Annotated in this window: 20 protein-coding genes, 1 other RNA gene and 1 pseudogene; 11 read left to right on the top strand and 11 right to left on the bottom strand. The window is 62.2% G+C overall.

What is annotated here, in order from left to right; all coding sequences use genetic code 11:
• Positions 1-38: 38 nt before the first annotated feature.
• From recR to ffs, 4 genes are all read right to left on the bottom strand, one after another.
• Positions 39-635: a recombination mediator RecR gene (recR, locus tag KHO23_RS28340; RefSeq protein WP_120291643.1), complete on the bottom strand. Its 597-nt coding sequence runs from the start codon at positions 633-635 to the stop codon at positions 39-41.
• A gap of 296 nt (positions 636-931) precedes the next feature.
• Positions 932-1,258, bottom strand: coding sequence for a YbaB/EbfC family nucleoid-associated protein (locus tag KHO23_RS28335; protein WP_007182071.1), 327 nt, complete (start codon positions 1,256-1,258; stop codon positions 932-934).
• A 62-nt stretch (positions 1,259-1,320) separates the two neighbouring features.
• Positions 1,321-3,987, bottom strand: coding sequence for a DNA polymerase III subunit gamma/tau (dnaX, locus tag KHO23_RS28330; RefSeq protein ID WP_211615347.1), 2,667 nt, complete (start codon positions 3,985-3,987; stop codon positions 1,321-1,323).
• Between the two features lie 234 nt (positions 3,988-4,221).
• Positions 4,222-4,320: signal recognition particle sRNA small type (gene ffs, locus KHO23_RS28325), an RNA gene on the bottom strand.
• Between the two features lie 454 nt (positions 4,321-4,774).
• Here ffs and trxA point away from each other — a divergent pair.
• From trxA to KHO23_RS28285, 8 genes are all read left to right on the top strand, one after another.
• Positions 4,775-5,101: a thioredoxin TrxA gene (gene trxA, locus KHO23_RS28320; RefSeq protein ID WP_054039468.1), complete on the top strand. Its 327-nt coding sequence runs from the start codon at positions 4,775-4,777 to the stop codon at positions 5,099-5,101.
• A gap of 251 nt (positions 5,102-5,352) precedes the next feature.
• Positions 5,353-6,621, top strand: coding sequence for a transcription termination factor Rho (gene rho / locus KHO23_RS28315; protein WP_006048863.1), 1,269 nt, complete (start codon positions 5,353-5,355; stop codon positions 6,619-6,621).
• A 180-nt stretch (positions 6,622-6,801) separates the two neighbouring features.
• Positions 6,802-7,323 carry a MerR family transcriptional regulator gene (locus KHO23_RS28310; protein WP_211615345.1) on the top strand — a complete coding sequence of 174 codons (522 nt, stop codon included), beginning with the start codon at positions 6,802-6,804 and terminating at the stop codon, positions 7,321-7,323.
• Positions 7,320-8,876 (top strand): MFS transporter, encoded by a 1,557-nt coding sequence (locus KHO23_RS28305; RefSeq protein ID WP_211615343.1) that lies wholly within the window; start codon positions 7,320-7,322, stop codon positions 8,874-8,876. Before KHO23_RS28310 ends, KHO23_RS28305 begins: the two co-directional genes overlap by 4 nt.
• 15 nt (positions 8,877-8,891) lie before the next feature.
• A complete protein-coding gene (locus KHO23_RS28300) occupies positions 8,892-9,725 on the top strand; it encodes a M90 family metallopeptidase (protein ID WP_211615341.1) in 834 nt (277 codons plus the stop codon).
• A gap of 243 nt (positions 9,726-9,968) precedes the next feature.
• Positions 9,969-10,235: a type B 50S ribosomal protein L31 gene (locus KHO23_RS28295; RefSeq protein ID WP_211615339.1), complete on the top strand. Its 267-nt coding sequence runs from the start codon at positions 9,969-9,971 to the stop codon at positions 10,233-10,235.
• Between the two features lie 322 nt (positions 10,236-10,557).
• Positions 10,558-12,315 carry an ArnT family glycosyltransferase gene (locus KHO23_RS28290; protein WP_211615337.1) on the top strand — a complete coding sequence of 586 codons (1,758 nt, stop codon included), beginning with the start codon at positions 10,558-10,560 and terminating at the stop codon, positions 12,313-12,315.
• A gap of 2 nt (positions 12,316-12,317) precedes the next feature.
• Positions 12,318-13,697, top strand: coding sequence for an MATE family efflux transporter (locus tag KHO23_RS28285; protein WP_211615335.1), 1,380 nt, complete (start codon positions 12,318-12,320; stop codon positions 13,695-13,697).
• A gap of 104 nt (positions 13,698-13,801) precedes the next feature.
• Here the strand turns inward: KHO23_RS28285 and KHO23_RS28280 are convergent, their stop codons facing one another.
• On the bottom strand, positions 13,802-14,212 hold the full coding sequence (locus tag KHO23_RS28280; protein ID WP_211615333.1) for a carboxymuconolactone decarboxylase family protein: 411 nt from the start codon (positions 14,210-14,212) through the stop codon (positions 13,802-13,804).
• Positions 14,164-14,658: a MerR family transcriptional regulator gene (locus KHO23_RS28275; RefSeq protein ID WP_211615331.1), complete on the bottom strand. Its 495-nt coding sequence runs from the start codon at positions 14,656-14,658 to the stop codon at positions 14,164-14,166. Before KHO23_RS28275 ends, KHO23_RS28280 begins: the two co-directional genes overlap by 49 nt.
• A 312-nt stretch (positions 14,659-14,970) precedes the next feature.
• On the opposite strand from KHO23_RS28275, the gene KHO23_RS28270 reads away from it, so the two are divergent.
• Complete coding sequence (locus KHO23_RS28270) at positions 14,971-15,576, top strand: ComEA family DNA-binding protein (RefSeq protein ID WP_211615329.1); 606 nt, start codon at positions 14,971-14,973, stop codon at positions 15,574-15,576.
• A 170-nt stretch (positions 15,577-15,746) separates the two neighbouring features.
• Positions 15,747-16,181, top strand: a pseudogene (locus tag KHO23_RS28265) (YidB family protein); the annotation flags it as partial.
• A gap of 153 nt (positions 16,182-16,334) precedes the next feature.
• On the opposite strand, the gene clpB reads toward KHO23_RS28265, so the two are convergent.
• Positions 16,335-18,932: an ATP-dependent chaperone ClpB gene (gene clpB / locus KHO23_RS28260; protein ID WP_211615325.1), complete on the bottom strand. Its 2,598-nt coding sequence runs from the start codon at positions 18,930-18,932 to the stop codon at positions 16,335-16,337.
• A 119-nt stretch (positions 18,933-19,051) separates the two neighbouring features.
• Positions 19,052-19,549: an Rrf2 family transcriptional regulator gene (locus tag KHO23_RS28255; protein ID WP_211615323.1), complete on the bottom strand. Its 498-nt coding sequence runs from the start codon at positions 19,547-19,549 to the stop codon at positions 19,052-19,054.
• Positions 19,550-19,853: 304 nt separating this feature from the next.
• On the opposite strand from KHO23_RS28255, the gene KHO23_RS28250 reads away from it, so the two are divergent.
• Entirely contained in the window at positions 19,854-20,408 is a 555-nt protein-coding gene (locus tag KHO23_RS28250) for a group III truncated hemoglobin (protein ID WP_211615322.1), read from the top strand.
• Positions 20,409-20,433: 25 nt separating this feature from the next.
• Here KHO23_RS28250 and moaE read toward each other — a convergent pair whose 3' ends face one another.
• From moaE to KHO23_RS28235, 3 genes are all read right to left on the bottom strand, one after another.
• Positions 20,434-20,910, bottom strand: a complete 477-nt coding sequence (gene moaE, locus KHO23_RS28245) for a molybdopterin synthase catalytic subunit MoaE (protein WP_211615320.1) — start codon at positions 20,908-20,910, stop codon at positions 20,434-20,436.
• Between the two features lie 77 nt (positions 20,911-20,987).
• A complete protein-coding gene (moaD, locus tag KHO23_RS28240; RefSeq protein WP_211615318.1) occupies positions 20,988-21,245 on the bottom strand; it encodes a molybdopterin converting factor subunit 1 in 258 nt (85 codons plus the stop codon).
• A gap of 26 nt (positions 21,246-21,271) precedes the next feature.
• Positions 21,272-22,504: a molybdopterin molybdotransferase MoeA gene (locus KHO23_RS28235; protein ID WP_211615466.1), complete on the bottom strand. Its 1,233-nt coding sequence runs from the start codon at positions 22,502-22,504 to the stop codon at positions 21,272-21,274.
• Positions 22,505-22,823: the final 319 nt, after the last annotated feature.

The raw sequence follows: 22,823 nt of genomic DNA, 5'->3' as shown, positions 1-22,823 counted from the left end.
GGCAGGCGTCACGACGTGGCGCTGTCAGTGACTTAGCGCTACATCGAGCGCCGGTCGAGCATCGCACGGGCGATCGTACCGGCGTCGACGTACTCGAGTTCGCCGCCCACCGGCACACCGCGCGCGAGGCGCGTCACGACAAGACCGCGCGCCTTGAGCGTCTGCCCGAGGTAATGCGCGGTGGCCTCGCCTTCATTGGTGAAATTGGTTGCGAGCACAACTTCCTTGACGATGCCGTCCGACGCGCGCTTGACCAACCGGTCGAAATGGATCTCCTTCGGGCCGATGCCGTCGAGCGGACTGAGTCGCCCCATCAGCACGAAATAAAGGCCGCGATAGGTCATGGTCTGTTCGAGCATGATCTGGTCGGCGGGCGTCTCGACGACGCACAACAACGCCGGATCGCGTTCCTCGTCAAGACAGACTTCGCAGATCTGCGCTTCGGTAAAGGTGTTGCACTTCTCGCAGTGCTGCAGATGTTCAGTCGCGAACAGCAACGAGCGCCCGAGTTTTTCGGCGCCGTCGCGGTCGTGCTGCATCAGGTGGTACGCCATGCGTTGCGCGGATTTAGGCCCGACCCCGGGTAGCACGCGCAGCGCTTCGACGAGCGCCGACAAGGCGGAAGGTTGTTTCATGCGGATCGGCGGTGTCGAAGTGGGTGTTGCCTGGTAGGGTCCGGTACGCGGGTGGCGTTGCGGTTGCTTCGGGTATTGCGGGTATTGCGGGTATTGCGGGTATTGCGGGTACTTCTGCTGCGGTTACTTCGATCAGTTCGATAACGAATCGGCCTCGCGCGCTCACCGAACGAACTGCACTGCATCGATGCAAACCTGCACGAGCCGGAGCGAGCGTTTGAACGAGCGCGGCTCGCCTATTCAACTCACGCCGCGCTCAACGCAGCGGCGCGAGTCCCTTCTTGCAGCGATGTCGCTTAGAAAGGCAGCTTGAAGCCCGGCGGCAGCGGCAGACCCGAGGTCATACCGCCCATCTTTTCCTGAGCGGTGGCCTCGGCCTTGCGCACGGCGTCGTTGAACGCAGCGGCGACCAGATCTTCCAGCATGTCCTTGTCGTCGGCGAGCAGGCTCGGATCGATCGACACGCGGCGCACGTCGTTCTTGCAGGTCATCGTCACCTTGACGAGACCGGCACCCGACTGTCCTTCGACTTCGATCAATGCAAGCTGCTCCTGCATCTTCTTCATGTTTTCCTGCATCTGCTGGGCCTGCTTCATCAGCCCGGCGAGTTGGCCTTTCATCATGGACATGCTCCTTCTTGATAGCGTGAAATCCGGAAATCGGGTGCGCCACAGGGCGCGGCGAATCAGTGGACGGACGGCGCGCCGTTCGGGCCGGCGTCCTGTGCAATGGGGCGAATCGAGCCGGGCACGATGCTCGCGCCGAACTCGCGGATCAGCGACTGCACGAACGGATCAGCGCCGATTTCGCGCTCCGCTTCCTGCTGGCGCTGGGCGCGCATGGCGGCGTCGTGGGCGGCTGCCGTACGGCGCGCCGGGCCGACTTCGACCAGGACATCGACGTTCTGGCCGAGCTTGTCGGCGAGCGCGGCTTTCAGTTTAGCGACCTGCGAGGCTTCCGCGTACTGGGGCACCGGCACGTTCAGCTTGAGCGTGTTGCCTTCGAGCGCCATCAGTTCGCTGTTGAACGCGAGTTGATACGAAATGCCCTTGAGCGGCAGGTCGACGGCAAGCGCGGGCCAGTCACCCTGAAAACCCAGCGGATCGAGCGGCACGGCGGGCGGCAACGGCCGCTTGTCGGCCATCGGCGCGGGTGTCGGCGCAGGCGCGGCGTTCACGCGGACGTCGTCGGGCCCGCTGTCGAACACCGGCATGTAGTTGTCGTCCGGCAGGCCGTAATAGCCCTCGTCCGCTGCCGTGAGCGGCATGTATTCATCGGGCGGCATGTCGTCCCACGGCGCAGCTGAGGAACTGTTCTGCTCCTGGGCCTGCGGCGAAGGCGCACGCGTTGCCGGCGCGGCGTCTTGTGGCGACGCACGGCGTGGCGCGCCCGGCGTCGGCACATTGACGACAACGCGTGGCGCGGCGGGCTTCGGCGTCGCCGGGGCTGCGCCGGGCTTGGCGGCGGCTGCAGCCGTGGCGCGGCCACGGTCAGACGACACTTTCAAGCCGGCGCTGCGCAATACATTGAGCGCGTCGCTCGCGCCGCCTGCACGGCGCGGCGGGATGTCGACAACGGGTTGCGATTCTTGCGAGGGCGTCGCCGGCGCGGCCTCTTCTACTCGTGCAAACCCGGCTGCGGCCGCAGCAGCGAGCGAAGACGCGGGCGCCGATTCCTGGGAGGCGGCTGCAGCGGGCGATTCGTTCGGGGCTGGTTCGGCGGGCGCATCGTCCCACGGTGCCAAGGCCGGCGCAGCCGCAACTTTCGTTGCTTCGGCCGCTTCGGTCGCCGGCTCCTCGTGCGTGGTTTCGGGCGCCGAGGCTGCTCCGGACGCGCTCTTGTCCGAAGGTGCAGACACCTGATTGCCCAGAGTCGGTTCAGCCGACGGCGCTTCCTGCCACGGCGCTAAAGCCGGTGCCGCCATGACGTTGGCCGCCGCTGGCGCAGGCGCCACGCCCGATTCGCCGGAAGCCGCTGCGGACCCGGAAGCGATTGCCGCTTCATTCGCTTCAACAATAGTTGGCTTCGGCGTGTCAGCTTTTTCAGCAGATCCCGCAGACGCGAGGTGCTGTGAATCCGGCGTGGTGAGCTTCGCTTCCGCCACTGGATTTGCCGAGCGCGCGGGCATAGCGGCAGCCCCTTCAACCGCACGCGACGGCGCCGCCGCCTGTTGTGCAGCCACCGCCGGCGAGCCGGCACGCCTCGCACCACCTGCCCCGGCCCCCGCCGGCCCTGCCGGACGCGCCGAAGCCGCACCGCCACCCGTGGGCGCCGGCTCGAACGCCAGCATGCGCAACAGCGTCATCGTAAAACCGGCGTATTCGTCGGGCGCGAGACCCAGTTCGCTTCGGCCGATGGTCGCAATCTGATAGAACAACTGCACCTGCTCGGCGCTCAGCGCTTCGGCAAACCGGCGCAAATCACCCGCTTCCGGCCACTCGTCTAACACCGACGACGGCGCGAACTGCGCCCAGGCGATTCGGTGCAACAAGCTCGCCAGATCCTGCAGCGCTGTCGAAAACGACAGGCTGCGCAAGGCCATCTCGTCCGCGACAGCCAGCACGGCGGCGCCGTCACCGTCGGCAAGCGCGTCGAGCAGGCGAATCAGATAGCTTTGATCGAGCGCGCCGAGCATGCCGCGCACCGCTTCTTCATTCACCTGATTGGCTGAATAGGCGATCGCCTGGTCGGTCAGCGAGAGCGCGTCGCGCATCGAGCCATCGGCCGCGCGCGCGAGCAGGCGCAATGCCTGGGCGTCGAACGGCACTTTCTCTTCGCCGAGAATATGCTCGAGATGCGACACGATGTGCCCGGCCGGCATCTGCTTCAGATTGAACTGCAGACAGCGCGACAGCACCGTGACCGGAATCTTTTGCGGATCGGTGGTGGCGAGAATGAATTTGACGTGCGAAGGCGGCTCTTCCAGCGTCTTCAACATCGCGTTGAACGCGTGGTTGGTCAGCATGTGCACTTCGTCGATCATGTAGACCTTGAAGCGCGCGTCGACCGGCGCGTAAACCGCGCGCTCCAGCAGCGCCGCCATTTCGTCGACACCGCGATTACTTGCCGCGTCCATCTCGACATAATCGACAAAGCGGCCTTCATCGATCTCGCGGCATGCGCGGCACACGCCGCACGGCGTGGAGGTCACGCCGGTTTCGCAATTCAGCGCCTTGGCGAAGATGCGCGACAGCGTGGTTTTACCGACACCGCGGGTGCCGGTAAACAGATAGGCATGATGCAGACGGCCACCGTCGAGCGCGTGCGTGAGCGCGCGCACCACGTGCTCCTGTCCGACGAGCGAAGCGAAATCCTTCGGCCGCCATTTGCGTGCGAGAACTTGATAGGTCATCCGGAAATTGTATCAGTAACGATGGCGCGCAAAACCGAATCGAGACGGCGCACGAACGCGTGTTGCCGCTTCATTGAAACAGGCTAACGGACCGATAGAAAAAAATAGATGAAGCGCGCGAAAAACGCCAATGCAACGTCAGCTTGACAGCGTTCGAGGTGAGACAGGGATGGGGAGATGCGACCGGCGAAAACGCGGATGACAAACAGGACAACGACAAGCAGAAAAAAGGAAGGTGACGAGCCTGACCCTCGGCACTGGTGGAAAACGGCTGTGGCTGCTTCGTTCCCGACCTGACCAGGTTGACCATCCCTCCATGCGAGGAGGCCCGTCACGAAACATTCTATCATCGCTTGGCCCGTCGCGCGACTGTTAATACGATCAAACCGACATCGACGCGCTGAATCAGGAGCTTCGCATCATATAGTGTGGCACCCGGCAATATGCGTTCGGGACACTTGAGTTTGCGCGGCCAGCCACCAGATAAGTTGCGTCGCGGTTGTTAAAACGTGGTGCAGGCGTAGTGGCACTTCACCGGCAGCCATTGGCCCACTGCCCTTGATGAGTACTATCACCACCGGCAACGCATAGCGAATTAAGCTAAACTGCCGTACGGATGACCCGCAAACGCGAGCTTTCAGCACATTCCCGAAAGGGTTTTTCGACTTTTTCAGGCGTGCGCCGGCAAGGCTCCGATTGCGGCAAAGCGAACGGAAGTTTCCCTAGATTTTGACGTATCGTGGCGAGCAATTCAGGCGGGCCTCGAACCGATAGAGGTATTCATACAATGAGCGAATCAATCAAGCATATTAGCGACGCATCGTTCGAACAGGACGTCGTGAAATCCGATAAACCCGTGCTGCTCGATTTCTGGGCTGAATGGTGCGGTCCGTGCAAGATGATCGCGCCGATCCTCGACGAAGTCGCCAAGGATTACGCCGATCGCCTGCAAATCGCCAAGATCAACGTCGACGAACATCAATCGACGCCGGTCAAGTTCGGCGTGCGCGGCATCCCCACGTTGATCCTGTTCAAGAACGGCGCTGTCGCCGCGCAGAAAGTTGGCGCCCTGTCGAAGTCGCAACTCACCGCGTTCCTCGACGGCAATCTGTAAAGCAACGCAGCGGCGCCCGACGCATCGGCGCGCTCCGGGTCCTTTGAGATCGTCAGGCGCGCTGGCTTAGGCGTGTTGTCCGGCGACAACACGCTTGATAAGAAAGATGCCATACCGCCGCACTGGCGGAAATTGGCGTGTGCTATGCTAGAATCCGCAAAACGTCGAAAAGACGTGTAAGTCCTTGAGCGGTTCCGCTCACTCTCCTCCCAGATTTCATTTCGTCGCACCTTCTCCTGCGGGTTCTCCGTATGCATTTATCCGAGCTTAAGACTCTGCACGTGTCCGAATTGATCGAGATGGCCAATGGCCTCGAGATCGAAAGTGCAAACCGCCTGCGCAAGCAGGAATTGATGTTTGCCATTCTAAAAAAACGAGCCAAAACGGGCGACACGATCTTCGGCGATGGCACGCTCGAAGTGCTGCCGGACGGCTTCGGCTTCCTGCGTTCGCCGGAAACCTCGTATCTCGCCAGCACGGATGATATTTACATCAGCCCGTCGCAAATCCGCCGCTTCAACCTGCACACGGGCGACACGATCGAAGGCGAAGTGCGTACGCCGAAAGACGGCGAACGCTATTTCGCGCTGGTGAAGGTGGACAAGGTCAACGGCCAGCCGCCGGAAGCCTCGAAGCACAAGATCATGTTCGAAAACCTGACGCCGCTGCACCCGAACAAGGTGCTGCTGCTCGAACGTGAAATGCGTGGCGAGGAAAACGTCACGGGCCGCATCATCGACATGATCGCGCCGATCGGCAAGGGCCAGCGCGGCCTGCTGGTTGCGTCGCCGAAATCCGGCAAAACCGTGATGCTGCAACACATTGCGCACGCAATTAAGCAGAACCACCCGGATGTCGTGCTGTTCGTGCTGCTGATCGACGAACGCCCGGAAGAAGTGACCGAAATGCAGCGTTCGGTGGCCGGCGAAGTGATCGCCTCCACATTCGACGAACCGGCTGCGCGCCACGTGCAAGTCGCCGAAATGGTGATCGAAAAAGCCAAGCGCCTCGTCGAAATGAAGAACGACGTGGTGATTCTGCTCGACTCGATCACGCGTCTCGCGCGTGCGTACAACACCGTCGTGCCGGCCTCGGGCAAGGTGCTGACGGGTGGTGTCGACGCAAACGCGCTGCAACGCCCGAAGCGCTTCTTCGGCGCGGCGCGCAATATCGAGGAAGGCGGCTCGCTGACCATCATCGGCACGGCGCTGATCGAAACCGGCAGCCGCATGGACGACGTGATCTACGAAGAATTCAAGGGCACCGGCAACATGGAAGTGCACCTGGAGCGTCGCCTTGCTGAAAAGCGCGTCTACCCGTCGATCAACCTGAACAAGTCCGGCACGCGCCGTGAAGAACTGCTGATCAAGCCCGAAGTTCTGCAAAAGATCTGGGTGCTGCGCAAGTTCATTCACGACATGGACGAAGTCGAATCGATGGAATTCCTGCTCGACAAGATTCGCCAGACGAAGAGCAACTCCGAATTCTTCGACATGATGCGTCGTGGCGGCGGCAGCTAAGGCCTCGGGCCGAAACAGCCGCACCCGCTGCACCGCATAAGAAAGCCGCTCGCCAGAAACGAGCGGCTTTTTTTCGTCCTTGGGGGTTTCGCGCGAAAAGTGCATGCTTGTACTGCAACATGTACGTGAACGTACACGTTGCAGTACAATGAGATCAGTCCGTCATGCCTGCCCCACCTTATGTCGAAGGACTCATCCGCCCTGCTCACCGTACGCGATGCCGCCGAACGCCTCGGCGTCACGCCGCGCACGCTGAAGTACTACGAGGAACGCGGCCTCGTCTCGCCTACCCGCAGTGAAGGCCGTTACCGCCTTTACGACGAGGAAGACCTGAAGCGCTTCGGCCGTATTCTGCGTCTGCGCTCGCTCGGCTTCTCGCTGCACAGCATCACCGAAATGCTTAAGCGCCCGCTCGAGCCAGTGGAAGGCGGCCATCGCTATTCCACCGACTCGCTGCGGCAAATTCGTGACGCGATCTCAGACCAGGTCGAAGCGCTCGATGCCCGCATCGAAACGATGCGCCGCGAACTCAAGGAAGCGCAGAAACTGCGAGCCGAACTGAGTCCCGACCTCGACTATCTCGAACGGCGCCTCGCCGGTGAGAATGCCGACGCACTGCTGGAACAGCGACGCAACGCATTCGCCAAAGCCGGGAACACGCCGCCCGCGAAGCGCGCGAAAAAGTCGGGCGAACCCACGTGAGCATGGCCTCACCCCGCGTCCCGCTGTTTAGCGCCGCAAAACTGCGTGGCGATTTTTTCCCGTGGGTGCTGGCCGTCGTCACCGGCCTCGACTACTTCGACAACTCGATCTTTTCGTTTTTCACCAGCTACATCGCAGGCGGCATCAACGCGTCGCCGGACGAACTGGTGTGGGCGTCGAGTGCCTATGCGGTGGCGGCCGTGCTCGGCATCCTGCAGCAGCAATGGTGGGTCGAACGCTTCGGTTACCGGCGCTACGTGGCCGGCTGCATGCTGCTCTATTCAGTTGGCGCGATCGCCGCCACGTTATGCGAGTCGTCGATCGAACTCGCGTTCGCGCGTGGCTTTCAGGGCTACTTTATCGGCCCGATGATGGGCACCTGCCGCATTCTGATTCAGCTGAGTTTCACGCCACAGCAGCGGCCGGCGGCAACCCGTGCTTTTCTGGTGCTGATCGTGTTGAGCAGTGCGCTTGCACCGCTGATCGGCGGCCAACTGGTTGCACACTTCGACTGGCGCGCGCTATTCGCCTGCACTGCACCGGTGGGCGTGCTGTTTGCCATCCTCGCCCTGCTCGCGCTGCCCGATACGGGCAACCGCTTGCCGGAAGAACGCGGCGCGGCACACTTCTGGCCTTATCTGATCTTCGCGTTCGCACAAGGCGCGCTGCAAATCGTCATGCAACAAGTGCGGTTCCAGCTGTTCAGCGCCTCGCCGGGGTTGATTCTGCTGACTGTCGCGGGCATCGTCGCGCTTGGCTGGTTTGCATACCAGCAATGGCACCATCCGGCGCCGCTGGTGCGCCTGCATGCGCTGCGCGAAAAGGTGTTTCAGGTCGGGCTCGTGCTGTACATGTTCTACTACTACATCTCGACCGTTTTCAGCTATCTGACGTCACGTTTTCTCGAGAGTGGCCTCGGCTATCCGGTCGAGAATGCCGGGCAACTGGTCGGCGTGACGTCGCTGATTTCAGCGAGCGCGCTGTTCGTCTACCTGCGTTACGCGAAGCTCCTGCCGCGCAAGAAGTGGATCATCGTGCCAGGCTTCGTGGTGGCCGCGTTCGCCGCTGCGTGGATGACGCGCATGTCGCCCGGCGTGGACCAAGCCGCGCTGATCGTACCCATGCTGCTGCGCGGCCTGCTGTTGCTGTTTATCGTGCTGCCGGTCGCCAATTTGACGTTTAGAATCTTCGCCATCGAAGAATTCACGCACGGCTACCGGCTGAAAAACATCGTGCGGCAACTGACAATCTCGTTCGCGACGGCTTCGGTGATCATCGTCGAACAGCATCGGCAGGCGCTGCATCAAACCCGCCTCGCGGAGTTCGTCAATCCGTACAATCCGTTGTTCCAGAGTTCGCTCGCTGCGCTGACCAGCGATTTCAGCGCCGCCGGCCGCTCGCCGTCCGAGGCGCATTCGCTTGCGATTGTGCAAATCAGCCGGATAGTTACGCAGCAGGCTAGCTTCCTGAGCTCGCTGGACGGCTTTTACTTTCTGATCGGCATCGCGATATGCGGCGGCATTTTCGCCGCGTGGCAAAAACAGATCGACTAAGGGTTTCATCAGGCCATGTTCTCGAAACTCACCCAATGGCTCGGCACGCGCCGCCGTGACCGCGCGCTGCGCAACTACGCGATCGAGGACGCCATCTGGCAAGCCACGCTCGACGGCCTGCCGTTCCTCGCCCATCTCGAGGCGCCGGATCGCGAGCGCCTGCGCGAGCTGACCAGCCTGTTCATCGCACAAAAAGAATTTTCGACTGCGCACGACCTCGAGTTGACCGACGCCATGACCGTGGCGATCGCCGCGCAGGCGTGTTTGCCGGTGCTGAACCTGAGCCTCGACCTGTATCGCGGCTGGGTCGGCGTGATTGTCTATCCGGGCGAGTTCGTGATCCGCAAGACGGTCGAGGACGAAGACGGCGTGGTGCACGAGGTCGAGCACGACGCGAGCGGCGAAGCGTGGGAAGGCGGCCCGGTGGTGTTGTCGTGGGAAGACGCGCAGATGACCGGCGGCACGGACGCCTATAACGTCGTGATTCACGAATTCGCGCACAAGATCGACATGCTGACCGGCGAGGCGGACGGCCACCCCCCGCTCATGCGGCGCTGGCATGCACCGCTCGATTCACAGGCATGGGCCGACGTCTTCGACCATGCCTTCGACCACTTCTGCGCGAAAGTGGACGCGGTGCCGGATAGGCGCTGGGCACGTTTCGAGCGCGATTCGCTGATCGATCCGTACGCGGCGGACCATCCATCGGAATTTTTTGCCGTTTGCAGCGAAGCCTTGTTCGTCCAGCCGCAGGCCTTCGAGGCGGAGTATCCCGAGCTCTATCGCCTGCTGGCGCGGTATTACCGGCAGGATCCCGCGCGGGTCGGATTGGCGTTCGCTCCAGCCTGACCCCCGCTGCATAAAGGGCTCTGCGGGGGCACCATGCCGCATGCGCACGGAAAATGAATCGGCAAAACAGCGGAGAACGGGGCACAAAACACTGGCAAAAAGGCAGTAGAAAGGTCGTCAAGCGACTGATTTTCTGGCATAATCGCCGTTTTTCGACCACAGGCAAGTGGCTCGCGCCTAGATGCTGTCCGCATTCATAGCGGCTGCACGCGGGTTGGCTACCGCCAGATTAAAGGAAAGACCATGAAAGAAGGCATTCACCCGAATTACCGCGAAGTCCTGTTCATCGACATGTCGATCGACTTCAAGTTTGTCACGCGCTCGACCATCCAGACGCGTGAAACTGGCGAATTCAACGGCAAGACCTACCCGCTCGCCAAGATCGAAGTGTCGTCGGAATCGCATCCGTTCTACACCGGTCAACAAAAGATCATGGACACGGCAGGCCGCGTCGAGAAGTTCAACAAGAAGTTCGGCACGCGCGCTACCGGCAAGGCAGCAGCGAAGTAATACGCGCCTCGTCGCCGGCCTTGGCCCGCAACGAAGCAGCAGCAAAAAAGGGCAGCGCAAGCTGCCCTTTTTTGTCGCCCTATTCCAGACGCCCGGGTGCGAAGCGTCGCCCGCCGAAGCGTCGCTCGGCGAACCGTCGCTCGGCGAACCGTCGTCCATTGCGGCGGCGTGTTACAGGCATCCCGTTCACGTTGCGAGCCGTTACCGGCCGTGACGCGCATCGCACGGCACGACTACAATGCCGGATGCTCCAAATTGGCCATTCCCGCCGGACATTCCGTCCGGTCCCGGCTGCACCGCTTATCCGATATCCACACACTGCATGAGACCTGTCGTTCGCCTCACTGCCTCCGCGACCAGCGCATTGCCGCGCTGGCTGCTGCTGACCATCTGTATCGTCTACGCGTTCTTCGGCCTGTTCGGCCGGGATCCGTGGAAGAACGAGGACGCAGCCGGCTTCGGCGTCATGTGGACGATGGCCAACGGCAGCGCGCACGACTGGCTGCTGCCGAATCTGGTCGGCAAGTACATGACGGAAGACGGCCCGCTCGGTTACTGGCTCGGCGCCAGCGCGATCCGCACGCTCGCGCCATGGGTCGACGCGAGCAATGCCTCCCGCGTGTTTACGGGCCTGCTGTTTTGCGCGGCCTGCGCGTTCGTCTGGTATGCGGCCTATCTGCTCGGCCGGCGCGCCGAAGTGCAGCCGTTCAAATACGCATTCGGCGGCGAGCCGGAGCCGCGCGACTACGGCCGCACCCTTGCCGACGGGGCGCTGCTGATCCTGCTCGCCTGCTTCGGCCTTGCCGAACGCGGCCACGAAACCACGCCGCAGGTGGCGCAGTTCTTCGGCATCGCCATGCTCGTCTATGGGCTCGTGCGGATGATCGACAAGCCGGTCCAGGGTGCGCTGATCTGGGGCCTGGCGCTCGGACTCGTCGCTCTCGCCAGCAGCCCGGTGCTGGTCGGCGCGTTGTTGCTCGGCACCCTGGCGATGGCGCTGATCGTGCGCGAGGCGCGTTCGCGCTGGCTGCTGCTGGCCGGTTTGCCGGTGGCGCTAGCGCTGTCGGTTGCCTGGCCGATCGCCGCACTCGCCGCGTTTCCCACTGACGCTGTCTGGTACCTGAACCAGTGGGTGCACGTCAGCCTGTCGTCATTCGCCGGGCCGCCTGGCTCGGTGGCCGCCTACGCGTTCAAGAATCTGCCGCTCTTCACCTGGCCGGCCTGGCCGCTAGCGCTCTGGGCGTGGTTCAGCTGGTCGGGCCTGCGGCGCGCGCCGCACGTCGCGATTCCGCTGTCGGTGATCGGGCCGTTGCTCATTCTGGTCGTGTTGCAGAGCCATCAGTCAAACCGGCTTTATATGCTGTTGCTGCCGCCGCTCGCAGTATTGGCCACCTTCGCGCTGCCCACGCTCAAACGCGGCGCGATCAACGCGATCGACTGGTTCGCACTGTTGAGCTTCACGATCCTCGGCAGCTTCGTCTGGCTGGTGTACATAGCCGGGCTGACCGGCTTCCCGCATCCGCTCGCGCGCAACCTCGCGCGTCTCGCTCCGGGTTTTGCGCCGCAATTCAAGATTCTGTCGTTCGTGTGCGCCGTCGCCGTGACGATCTGCTGGTTCGTCCTGGTGCAATGGCGTCTGGCCCGTCATCCGAAAGTCCTGTGGCGCAGCGTGGTGCTCTCGAGCGCCGGCACGACGCTGATGTGGGTGCTGCTGATGACGCTGTGGCTGCCGGTCGTCAACTACAGCCGGACCTATAAGGATGTCGCCCAGCAGATCGCGAGCCACCTGCCGGACGACTACACCTGCATCTCGCCGGTGCGCCTCGGTAACGCGCAAATCGCGACGTTCGCCTATTTCGGCGACATGCATTTCTCCTTCAACGAAGATTGCGACGTAATCCTGCGTCAGGACACCCAGGACTTCGGCGACCCGAGCGCGATGTCGGACTTCATGTGGAAGCTGGTGTGGGAAGGCCGCCGCGTGGCCGACCGCGACGAACGCTTCCGCCTGTATGTGCGGATCGACCGTCCGAAGCCGCCGGTCGTCAAACGCCGCAACTGGCACAAGAAGCCGGACTGATCATGTTCGCCGACGTACGGAAAATCGCCGGGCTCGCATGGCCGGTGCTGATCGGCCAACTGGCGATCATCGCGTTCGGTGTGATCGACACGGCGATGGTCGGCCGCTATTCGGCCGTCGATCTCGCCGCGCTCGGCCTCGGCTCGTCGATCTATATTTCCGTCTACATCGGTCTGACCGGCATCCTGACCGCGCTGCAACCGATCACCGCGCAGCTCTACGGTGCGCGCCGGTACATCGAGATCGGTGAAGAAGTGCGCCAGGCCTTGTGGCTCGCGCTCGCGTTGACCGTGATCGGCTTTCTGATTCTCTATTTTCCAGGGCCCGTACTGCAGGTGGCGCGGGTGCCCGAAGCGCTGCACGAGCGGACGGTCGCCTATCTGCAGATTCTGGCGTTCGGCTTGCCGGCCGGCCTCGCCTTTCGCGTCTACAGCTCGATCACCAATGCAGTCGGCAAACCGCGGCTCGTCATGATCCTGCAGATCGGCGCGTTGCTGCTCAAGGTTCCGCTCAACACATGGTTCATCTTTGGCGGACTCGGCGTGCCGGCGCTCGGCGGGCCGGGTTGCGCGCTCGCCAGCACGTCGATCAACTGGGGGCTGGCCGTGGTTGGGATGCTGCTGTTGACGCGTGTCCACGTGTTCAAGCCTTTCGCGATCTTTGCGCACTTCTGCTGGCCGGTCTGGCGCCGGCAGGCGGCGCAGTTACGCCTCGGCATTCCGATGGGTCTGTCGTACCTGATCGAAGTCACCTCGTACACGTTCATGGCGCTCTTCATTGCCCGCTTCGGTACGACGACGCTCGCCGGACACCAGATCGCCGGCAACATCGGCGCGGTGCTCTATATGACGCCGCTGGCCATTGGGATCGCTTCGTCGACGCTGGTCGCTCAGGCGCTCGGCGCGCATCGCCCGGAAGCGGCGCGCACGCTGTCGCGGCACGGCATCATGATGGCCGTGGCGATCGCCTGCTGTTACGGGGCGATCGTGCTGGTGCTTCGGCCGTACCTGATCGAAGGCTATACGCCGGATGCGCAGGTCGCGGCGGCGGCGATGCCGCTGGTGTTGATCGTCGCGTGCTACCACATGTTCGATGCATTGCAGATCACCACCGCATTCGTGCTGCGCGCGTACAAGGTGGCGGTCGTGCCGACCGTTATCTATGCGGTCGCGCTGTGGGGCGTGGGACTCGGCGGCGGGTATCTGCTCGGCTTCAATGTCTCCGGCAACACGCCGGAGTGGCTGACCGGCGCGCGCGGCTTCTGGGTCGCCAATACGGCAAGCCTGGCGATTGCCGGCATCGGCTTGCTGCTGTACTGGCGTGGCGTGAGCAAGCGGTATTTGCGCGCCGAGGCGGCGGTCAGGGTGGATTCGGCGGTTTGACTACGTCGCTGCATTTAAATCGTTTGCAATAAGTCACCGTTCGTTGCCTCTCGAACCCATCAAGAGCGGCTGCCGTCCGGCAGCCACCCGCCCTCTCTTTTTTCTCAGGCCACTTGCGCCTCTTCCAGCGCCTGATCAAGCCGTTCGAAAATCTCCCGCGCCGCGAAAAGTGCGTTCAGCGCCGCCGGGAAACCCGCGTAGAGCGCCATCTGCATGAATACCTCGACGATCTCCTCGCGCGTACAGCCGACGTTCAAGGCCGCCTCGATATGGACCTTCAACTGCGGTTGCGCGCAGCCGAGTGTCGCCAGCGATGCAATCGTTGCGATCTCTCTCGCGCGCAGATCGAGTTGCGGCCGGCTGTAAATGTCGCCGAAACCGAATTCGATCAGCAGGCGCCCGAAGTCCGGCGCGATCGGCGCAAGCGCGGCGATCACCTGTTCGCCGGTCGAGCCGTCGATTTCCTTCAGTTTGTTCCAGCCTCGGGTGTAGCGATCGTTTTGTGCGTGTTCCATGGTGAGTCCTTTTCCGAATGCGAAAGCGATTGAGGTTCGTCGATCTGTCGTGTCTGCGTACTCGCGGCGGGCTGCCGCCCGGCAGCCTCGTAATAGGCAATCTTGTCGATGATCGCGCCGAGATTGCTCTGCAACTCGGCGATCCGCGCCAAAACCGCATCCCGATGCGCCACCAGCATGTCGCGGCGCTCACTCACCGTAGGATCACCTTCGGCCCGCAGCGCCGCGAACGCCTGCATTCCGGCGATCGGCATGCCGGTCGCCTTCAGACGCATCACGAACTGCAGCCAGTCGAGATCGGCCGGCGAATACAGGCGATGTCCCGCCTGCGTACGCCCGACCGCCCGGATCAGGCCGGCCTGTTCGTAGTACCGCAGCGTGTGGGTGGAGACGCCGATCGTTCCGGCGACTTCCCCGATGGTGAGTGCTTTTGACATTTTCGACATGACGGAACTCAGGTTAGGACTTCGAGTGCACTCTAAGTCAAGTGGAAGACGCTGTCATTTATCCATGCGGTCATTTTTTATGGTGGACCGCATAGATCGATAAACTCATAACCGCTTAATCGCCAGGCAAAAGCTTCAAATATTGTTCAGCCTGATTTACTTGTCATGAATCGATCGGTATAAATCGTCGGCGTTTGCAAATAAGGGCGCGCAATTTGTTCTATGCTTAAGCGCAGCGTTTGCTGACAGGCTGCGTCGTTCCGCGTTTTCCCTTTGTGGCTAACTTTTTTTGCCCTCAATGGAGTGCTTGCCATGCTGAAGAAGTTTTTGATGCTTTGCGTTGCTTTGGCTTTGTCGCTGTCGGCCGGATTTGCGGCGGCCGTCGAAGTGAATTCCGCCGATCAGGCGGCGCTCGAATCGGTCAAGGGTATCGGCCCGGCGCATGCCAAAGCGATCATCGACGAACGCACCAAGAATGGCCCGTTCAAGGATGCCGACGATCTCGCCACCCGCGTCAAAGGCATCGGCACCAAATCGGTGACCAATCTCGAGGCGGCCGGTCTAACGATCAACGGCTCGTCCACGCCGCCTACGGGCGCCAAGGCAGCCTCGAAGTCCGGCAGCACCGCCAGCACCAAGGCGGCGCCGGCAGCCGCTCCCGCAGCGACCACCGCGGCCACGACAACCGCATCAACGGCACCGGCCGCGCCTGCCGAGGCATCGGGCACCAAGGCTTCGAAGTCGAAGAAGAAGAGCAAGGCTGCGGCGTCTGACGCGGCGGCGGCTTCGGCGCCGGCCGCAATGGCTCCGGCCACTGCTGCCAGTGCGCCGGCTGGCGCATCCGGCACCAAGGCTTCGAAGAAAAAGGCGAAAAAGAGCACGGCTGCATCGGCTGCGGCAGCCTCTGGCGGCGCATAAACTGGGTAGAGCGCCGGGAGCATCGCGGCGGCGCCCGTCACGGGTGATACACGCGTGACGAACACGTCAGCGCCGCCCCGTTCCCGTCCGCCGCCCTCCCACCGGCGCCGCGCGACCGCGCGGCGTTTTCACCCGCTGACTCGTCAAATACGGGTCGGCATTCAAGAGAGACTGTCATGAGCCTACTCGACACTATCGGTTCCCTGCTTGGCAAATCGCCTGAAGGCGGCGGCCAGCAAGCCCTCGTTTCCGCTGCGCTGGAGTTCGTCAATAACCAGCCTGGCGGCCTGAACGGCCTGATCGACAGCTTCAAGCAAAAGGGCCTCGGCGACGTCGTGTCGTCGTGGGTCGGCAATGGCGAGAACCAGGCGATCTCGCCGGACGCGCTGCATAGCGTACTCGGCTCGGACGCCGTCACCAACCTCGCCGCCAAAGCCGGTGTGCAGCCGGACCAGGTCACCGGTTTGCTGTCGCAGATTCTGCCGCATGTCGTCAACGCCGCGACGCCTGAAGGCGAAGTCCCCGCCGATGGCAAACTGAATTCGACGACCGTGCTGGGTGCGCTCGGCGGCCTGTCGGCACTATTTGGCAAGGGCAACGCGTAAGCAGCGCCACCCGCTGCCGGCTTGTAACAGGCAAAAGCAGCAGGAAAAGCAGGCAAAAAAAAGCGGCAACGAAGTCCCCTTCGTTGCCGCTTTTTAACGTTGGCCGGAACGGCCCAACCCCTGCCGTTTCATGAGTAGCCGAACCCGTTTCGCTTAGTGCACGACGCGATCGAATACGAGCTTGCCGTCTTCCACTTCGACCGGAATCACATCCTTCGGACCGAACTTGCCGGCCAGAATCAGCTTGGCGACCGGGTTCTCGATTTCCTGCTGGATTGCGCGCTTCAACGGCCGCGCCCCGAACAGCGGATCGTAGCCGACCTTGCCGACGTGCTCGAGCGCCGCATCCGACACCACCAGTTGCATGTCGAGCTTGGCGAGCCGCTCATGCAGACGTTGCAACTGAATCCGCGCAATCGACTGGATGTTCGACCGGTCGAGCGCATGGAACACCACGACGTCGTCGATCCGGTTCAGGAATTCGGGCCGGAAGTGCAGCTTCACTTCTTCCCAGACCGCGTCCTTCACCGCTTCCTGCGGCTCGCCGACCATCGCCTGAATCACCTGCGAGCCGAGGTTCGACGTCATCACGATCACCGTGTTCTTGAAGTCCACGGTGCGCCCTTGCCCATCGGTCATACGGCCGTCGTCGAGCACCTGCAGCAGGACGTTGAAAACATCAGGATGCGCCTTCTCGATTTCGTCGAGCAGAATCACGCTGTACGGCTTGCGGCGTACCGCTTCTGTCAGGTAACCCCCTTCTTCGTACCCGACGTAGCCCGGCGGCGCGCCGATCAACCGCGCGACGCTATGCTTCTCCATGAATTCGCTCATGTCGATACGGATCAGATGATCTTCCGAATCGAACAGGAACGACGCCAGCGCCTTGCACAGCTCGGTCTTGCCGACGCCGGTCGGCCCGAGGAACAGGAACGAACCATACGGCCGGTTCGGATCCGCCAGTCCCGCGCGTGAACGGCGGATCGCGTCGGCCACCGCGGTGATCGCTTCGTCCTGACCGACCACGCGGTCGTGCAGTTTCTCTTCGATCTGCAGCAGCTTTTCGCGCTCGCCTTGCATCATGCGCGACACCGGAATGCCGGTGGAACGAGAAACGACTTCCGCGATTTCCTCAGCGCCCACCTGCGTGCGCAACAGGCGCGGCCGGGTCGGATTGTTCTGCTCGCTCGCTTCGGCCTTGGTCACTTCCTTCAACTGCGCTTCGAGACCCGGCAGCTTGCCGTACTGCAACTCGGCGACCTTCTCGAGCTTGCCTTCACGCTGCAAGCGAATGATTTCCGCACGCGTTTTTTCGATGTCTTCCTTCAACTGCGCGCTGCCCTGCACCGCCGCTTTTTCCGCGGTCCAGATTTCTTCGAGATCCGAATATTCGCGGTCCAACCGCTCAATTTCTTCTTCGATCAGTTGCAAACGCTTTTGCGACGCTTCGTCCTTTTCCTTCTTCACGGCCTCGCGCTCGATCTTCAACTGGATCAAACGACGATCGAGCCGATCCATCTCTTCTGGCTTCGAGTCGATTTCCATCTTGATCTTCGAAGCGGCTTCGTCGATCAGATCGATTGCCTTGTCCGGCAGGAAACGGTCGGTGATGTAGCGATGCGACAATTCGGCTGCGGCGACGATCGCCGGGTCGGTGATGTCGACGCCATGATGCAGTTCGTACTTCTCCTGCAACCCGCGCAGGATCGCGATAGTCGCCTCGACCGACGGTTCGTCGACCAGCACCTTCTGGAAGCGGCGTTCGAGCGCGGCGTCCTTTTCGATGTACTTGCGATATTCGTCCAGCGTGGTGGCGCCGACGCAATGCAGTTCGCCGCGCGAGAGCGCCGGCTTGAGCATATTGCCCGCATCCATCGCGCCTTCAGCCTTGCCCGCGCCAACCATCGTATGAATTTCGTCGATGAAGACGATGGTCTGGCCTTCGTCCTTCGCGATGTCGTGCAGTACGGCTTTCAGGCGTTCTTCGAACTCGCCGCGGTATTTCGCGCCGGCCAGCAACGCCGCCATGTCCAACGACAGCACGCGTTTGCCCTTGAGCGTTTCCGGCACTTCACCGTTGACGATACGCTGTGCGAGGCCTTCGACGATCGCGGTCTTACCCACGCCCGGCTCGCCGATCAGAACCGGATTGTTCTTGGTGCGGCGCTGCAGGATCTGGATCGAGCGGCGGATTTCGTCGTCGCGGCCGATCACGGGGTCGAGCTTGCCCGCCCGCGCACGCTCGGTCAGATCGACGGTGTACTTTTTCAGCGCTTCACGCTGGCTTTCGGCGTCCTGGCTGTGCACTTGCGAACCGCCGCGCACCGCCGCAATCGCGCTTTCCAGCGACTTGCGCGAGAGGCCGTGCTGACGCGCGAGACGGCCGGCCTCGCCTTTATCGTCGGCGACCGCGAGCAGGAACATTTCGCTCGCGATGAACGTATCGTCGAGTTTCTGAGCTTCTTTGTCGGCCTGGTTGAGCAGCCCGGTCAGTTCGCGGCCGATCTGCACGTTGCCATCCGTGCCCTGCACTTGCGGCAGGCGCGTCATGGCGTCGTTCAGCGCCGTTTGCAGCGCCTGGACATGCACGCCCGCACGCGAGAGCAGCGAGCGCGCCGATCCATCCTGCTGGGCAACGAGCGCAGACAGAACGTGAACGGGTTCAATATATTGATTGTCGTGACCGACTGCGAGACTCTGCGCGTCGGCCAATGCTTCCTGGAATTTAGTGGTAAGTTTGTCGATTCTCATCAAGAGACCTCCAATTTCGATTACCACCAAATTGAGGCGTTTTACGCAGGTTTCAAGCGCTTTTTTGCAACCAGAAACAACTATTTAACAATTGATGCGCGAGAACTTGCTGCCCGGATTCAGGAGAGCGGTGCCGCGCCGCCAGCAGGTCCGACCGGCACGATTGGGATAACGGTGCTTAAACCCAGCAGCGCGGTCAGCGGGCCGCGCGGCTCCGCAACCTCGCCAATGGTGTAACGGTCGAGTTCGGCAAGGAATGCGTTGCGCGCCGCTTCAAGCGCGCCGCGCAGTCGGCAATGCGGTGTAATGACACAGGCCCGGCGCTCTCCGTGCGGGTCCGGGAAGCAGCCGACCAGCGCAAAGTCGCTTTCCGTGGCCCGCACAATCTCGCCCACGGTCACCGCGCTGGTTCGCTCAGCGAGACGCAGGCCGCCGTTTCGCCCGCGTACGGTCTCGACCCAGCCGAGTTCGCCGAGTCGCTGAACCACTTTCATCAAATGGTTTTTGGAGATCCCGTACGCGTCCGAAATGTCCTGGATGGTCGATAAACCATCGCCACGGACAGCCAGGTACAGCAGGACGCGCACTGAGTAATCCGTGTAGTCGGTCAATCTCATAAGCACAGGTGTCACAATGAGCGCAAGCCGCGATCCGGGGGATAACCGCGTCGATGCAAGGGTTGCCGGGGGCCGCCGCTTCGCCTTAAGATGCAGACGCTACGCATATTTTATTATTCTGCGCTAACAGTCGGTGTTTGTCTCTCGGCAGTAATGGTAACGTTTCCCGCATAGGCCATTTATGCGAAAAGCGGGTTATTCGTGGCTTACTTCCTCTTGTTTGAACACGGTTTGAGGCCATTCCCGGCGGTCTGTGGCGCCGTGTGGCGATTCAAAATGAATAACTGCACTATCTGGAATTCGCATGAATCCGTCTTTTCCTGCCGCACCGTTTGTCGAGCGAGCCGGCGAGCCTACTGAGGCGAATATTCGCGAACTCGTCTACGGGTTTTACGACCGCGTTCGTGCCGATCCGCTGCTGGGTCCCGTGTTCGACGCGACGCTTGCGGGCCGTTGGGAGGACCACTTGCCCAAGATGTGCACGTTCTGGGGCAGTCTGGTACTGGGCGCGAAGCAATACCGGGGCAATGTGCAGCAGGCGCATGAACCGCTCGAGGGCGTTGAGCCGCAGCATTTCAGCCGCTGGCTGTACCTGTTTCTGGATACGGTGGAGTCGCGCTATCAGCCGGCCGCGGCGGTCCGTTTCATGGAACCGGCGTTGCGTATCGCGCAGAGTTTGCAATTGAGCCGCTTCGGCTGGGATTACAAGATTCCGGAGGAACAACAGGCGTTGCTGGAGCGGGTCGCGCCGAAGCGGCGTCCGCCCGGCGATGAGCATGCCGGGGGCGCCCTGGCCGCTACGCGACCGCCCGGTGAACCGTTCCCGGCGCGGATCGTCGGCCAAGCGAAAGACGATTGACGCGGGCGTTCGAGAAGCACGCGCCCTAATCCGCTTTCTGGTTACCCGATTCGATGCCCCACCTTGCCAGTGCCGCGTCGTCGGTAACGCGGGCGTCGACCCAGCGCTCGCCTTCTTCGGTTTTCTCTTTCTTCCAAAACGGCGCCTGGGTCTTCAGGTAGTCCATCACGAACTCACACGACGCGAAGGCGTCACCCCGATGGGCGGCGGTGGTCGCCACCAGCACGATCTGGTCGAGCGGATAGAGCTTGCCGACCCGATGCACGATCAGCACCTCGATCCCCGGCCAGCGCTCGCGCGCGCTCACAACGATCGCTTCCAGCGACTTCTCCGTCATGCCCGGATAATGTTCGAGCTCCATGGTTTCGACCGCGCTGCCGTCGTTCAGATCGCGCACGGTGCCGACAAAACAGGCCACCGCACCGATCTTCGGATTGCGCGCGCGTAACGCGGCGACCTCGGCGGTGAGGTCGAAGTCTTCCGTCTGAACGCGAACGGGCATCTCTGACTCCTGTGCGGCTGAGCGAATTAGCGTGGTTTAACGAGATTTCCGGCGGCTATCCGGGCCATCCGAACGGTTCACCCGCCGGTGACGGGCGGAAAGAACGCGACTTCGCAGTCTTCGGTGAGGCGCGTGCCGGCATCGGTCATCACGTGGTTGCAGGCCATGCGCAGCGCGCGGCCCTCGGCGAGGGTGTCGGCCCAGATGCCGCCGCGCACGCGCAACCAGGCGCGCACGTCGCCGACGGTGGCGATGCCGTCGGGCAGATCGACCGTTTCGTCGGCGGTTTCGAGCGCTTCGCGCACGCTTGCAAAATATCGGAGTTGAATCTTCATTGGGAAGCCGCCGGCTGTTGCCGGCCTCAGTTCAGCAATTCGGAAAAGGGGATGAAACGCACGGTCTCGCCGACGCTGATTGCGTGGTTCGGCGGATTGTCGATCAGGCCGTCGCCCCAGACGGTCGATGTCAGGACAGCCGAGCTCTGATTCGGAAACAGATCAAGGCCGCCTGCCGCATTGATGCGCGCGCGCAGGAACTCGTTGCGACGGTCGGCCTTCTTCTGCGTGAAATCGGCGCGCAGCGACAGCGCGCGCGGCGCCACCGTCCGCATGCCGGCCAGAAGCAGGACGAACGGGCGAACGAACAGCAAAAAAGTCGCGAAGCTGGAGACCGGATTACCCGGCAGGCCGATAAAGAAGGTTTCAGCTGACGTAGCCGCATCGCTCTGCTGCGCGGCCCGGCGCACGGCACCGAACGCAAGTGGCTTGCCCGGTTTCATCGCGATCTGCCACATCGACAGGCGCCCTTCCGCCTCGACTGCCGGCTTGACGTGATCTTCCTCGCCGACCGACACGCCGCCGCAGGTGAGGATCAGATCGTGCGCCTGCGCGGCTTCGCGCAGCGTTGCACGGGTAGCGTCGAGCTTGTCGGGGACGATGCCGTAGTCGGTGACGTCGCAGCCCAGGTTTTCCAGCAGCCCGCGCAGCGTGAAACGGTTCGAGTTGTAGATCGCGCCGGGTTTCAGCGGCTCGCCAGGCATGGTCAGTTCGTCGCCGGTGAAGAACACGGCGACTTTTACGCGGCGGTGCACCTGGAGCTCGGCGCAGCCGACCGAGGCGGCCAGCCCCAATGCTTGTGGCGTCAGGCGCGTGCCCGCCGGCAGGATGATCGAGCCGCTGCGAATGTCCGCGCCCTGGGCCGTGATCCATTCGCCGGGTGCCGGGCTGTGGAGGATGGTGACTTCGTTGCCGGCGGCCTCGGTTTGTTCCTGCATCACGATGGCGTCGGCGCCTGGCGGCACTGTGGCGCCCGTGAAGATGCGGGCTGCTGTGCCTGGCTTTAACGGCTCGGGCGCGTGGCCGGCTGGAATGCGTTGTGAAACCGGTAGGCGGCGGTTGTCAGCCGTTGCGAGATCTTCCGTGCAGATCGCGTAGCCGTCCATTGAACTGGTGTTCATTGGGGGGACGTCGAGCGGTGAAATGACGTCTTCCGATAGTACGCGGTTGAGCGCTTCCAGCGTGGGGATTGATTCCGTGCCGGTGATGGGGCTCGCTGCGCTCAGCAAGGTCGCCAATGCTTCGGCGGTGGAGAGCATGGGAGCGCGGGACGTTGGGGTGGACATCTTCTGGTCTCGAAGCCGCAGGTTAAAGGAATATTGTAGCGGTCGGTGACGGTGGGCGGTGGTGGCGCGGAGTTATGCTGGTTTTTTGCCTTTGGCGGTGGTGTGTTTTCTGTTTCCCTTGGGTGGTGGACTTTTCTTGTGTTGCTTGTTCGCTCGGCGCGGTTGGTCTGTGTGCTTACAGCTTTGGCCTTTCCTTGATTTGTTATTGGTTTATTAGCGTTGCCCCTGTGCGGGGCGGCACCTACTTTTCTTTGCCTGCCGCAAAGAAAAGTAGGCAAAAGAAAGCGGCTTA

It is taken from the genome of Paraburkholderia haematera (assembly GCF_905220975.1).
In the GTDB taxonomy this organism is placed as follows: domain Bacteria; phylum Pseudomonadota; class Gammaproteobacteria; order Burkholderiales; family Burkholderiaceae; genus Paraburkholderia; species Paraburkholderia haematera.
This window is presented reverse-complemented; position numbering and strand designations above follow the sequence as displayed.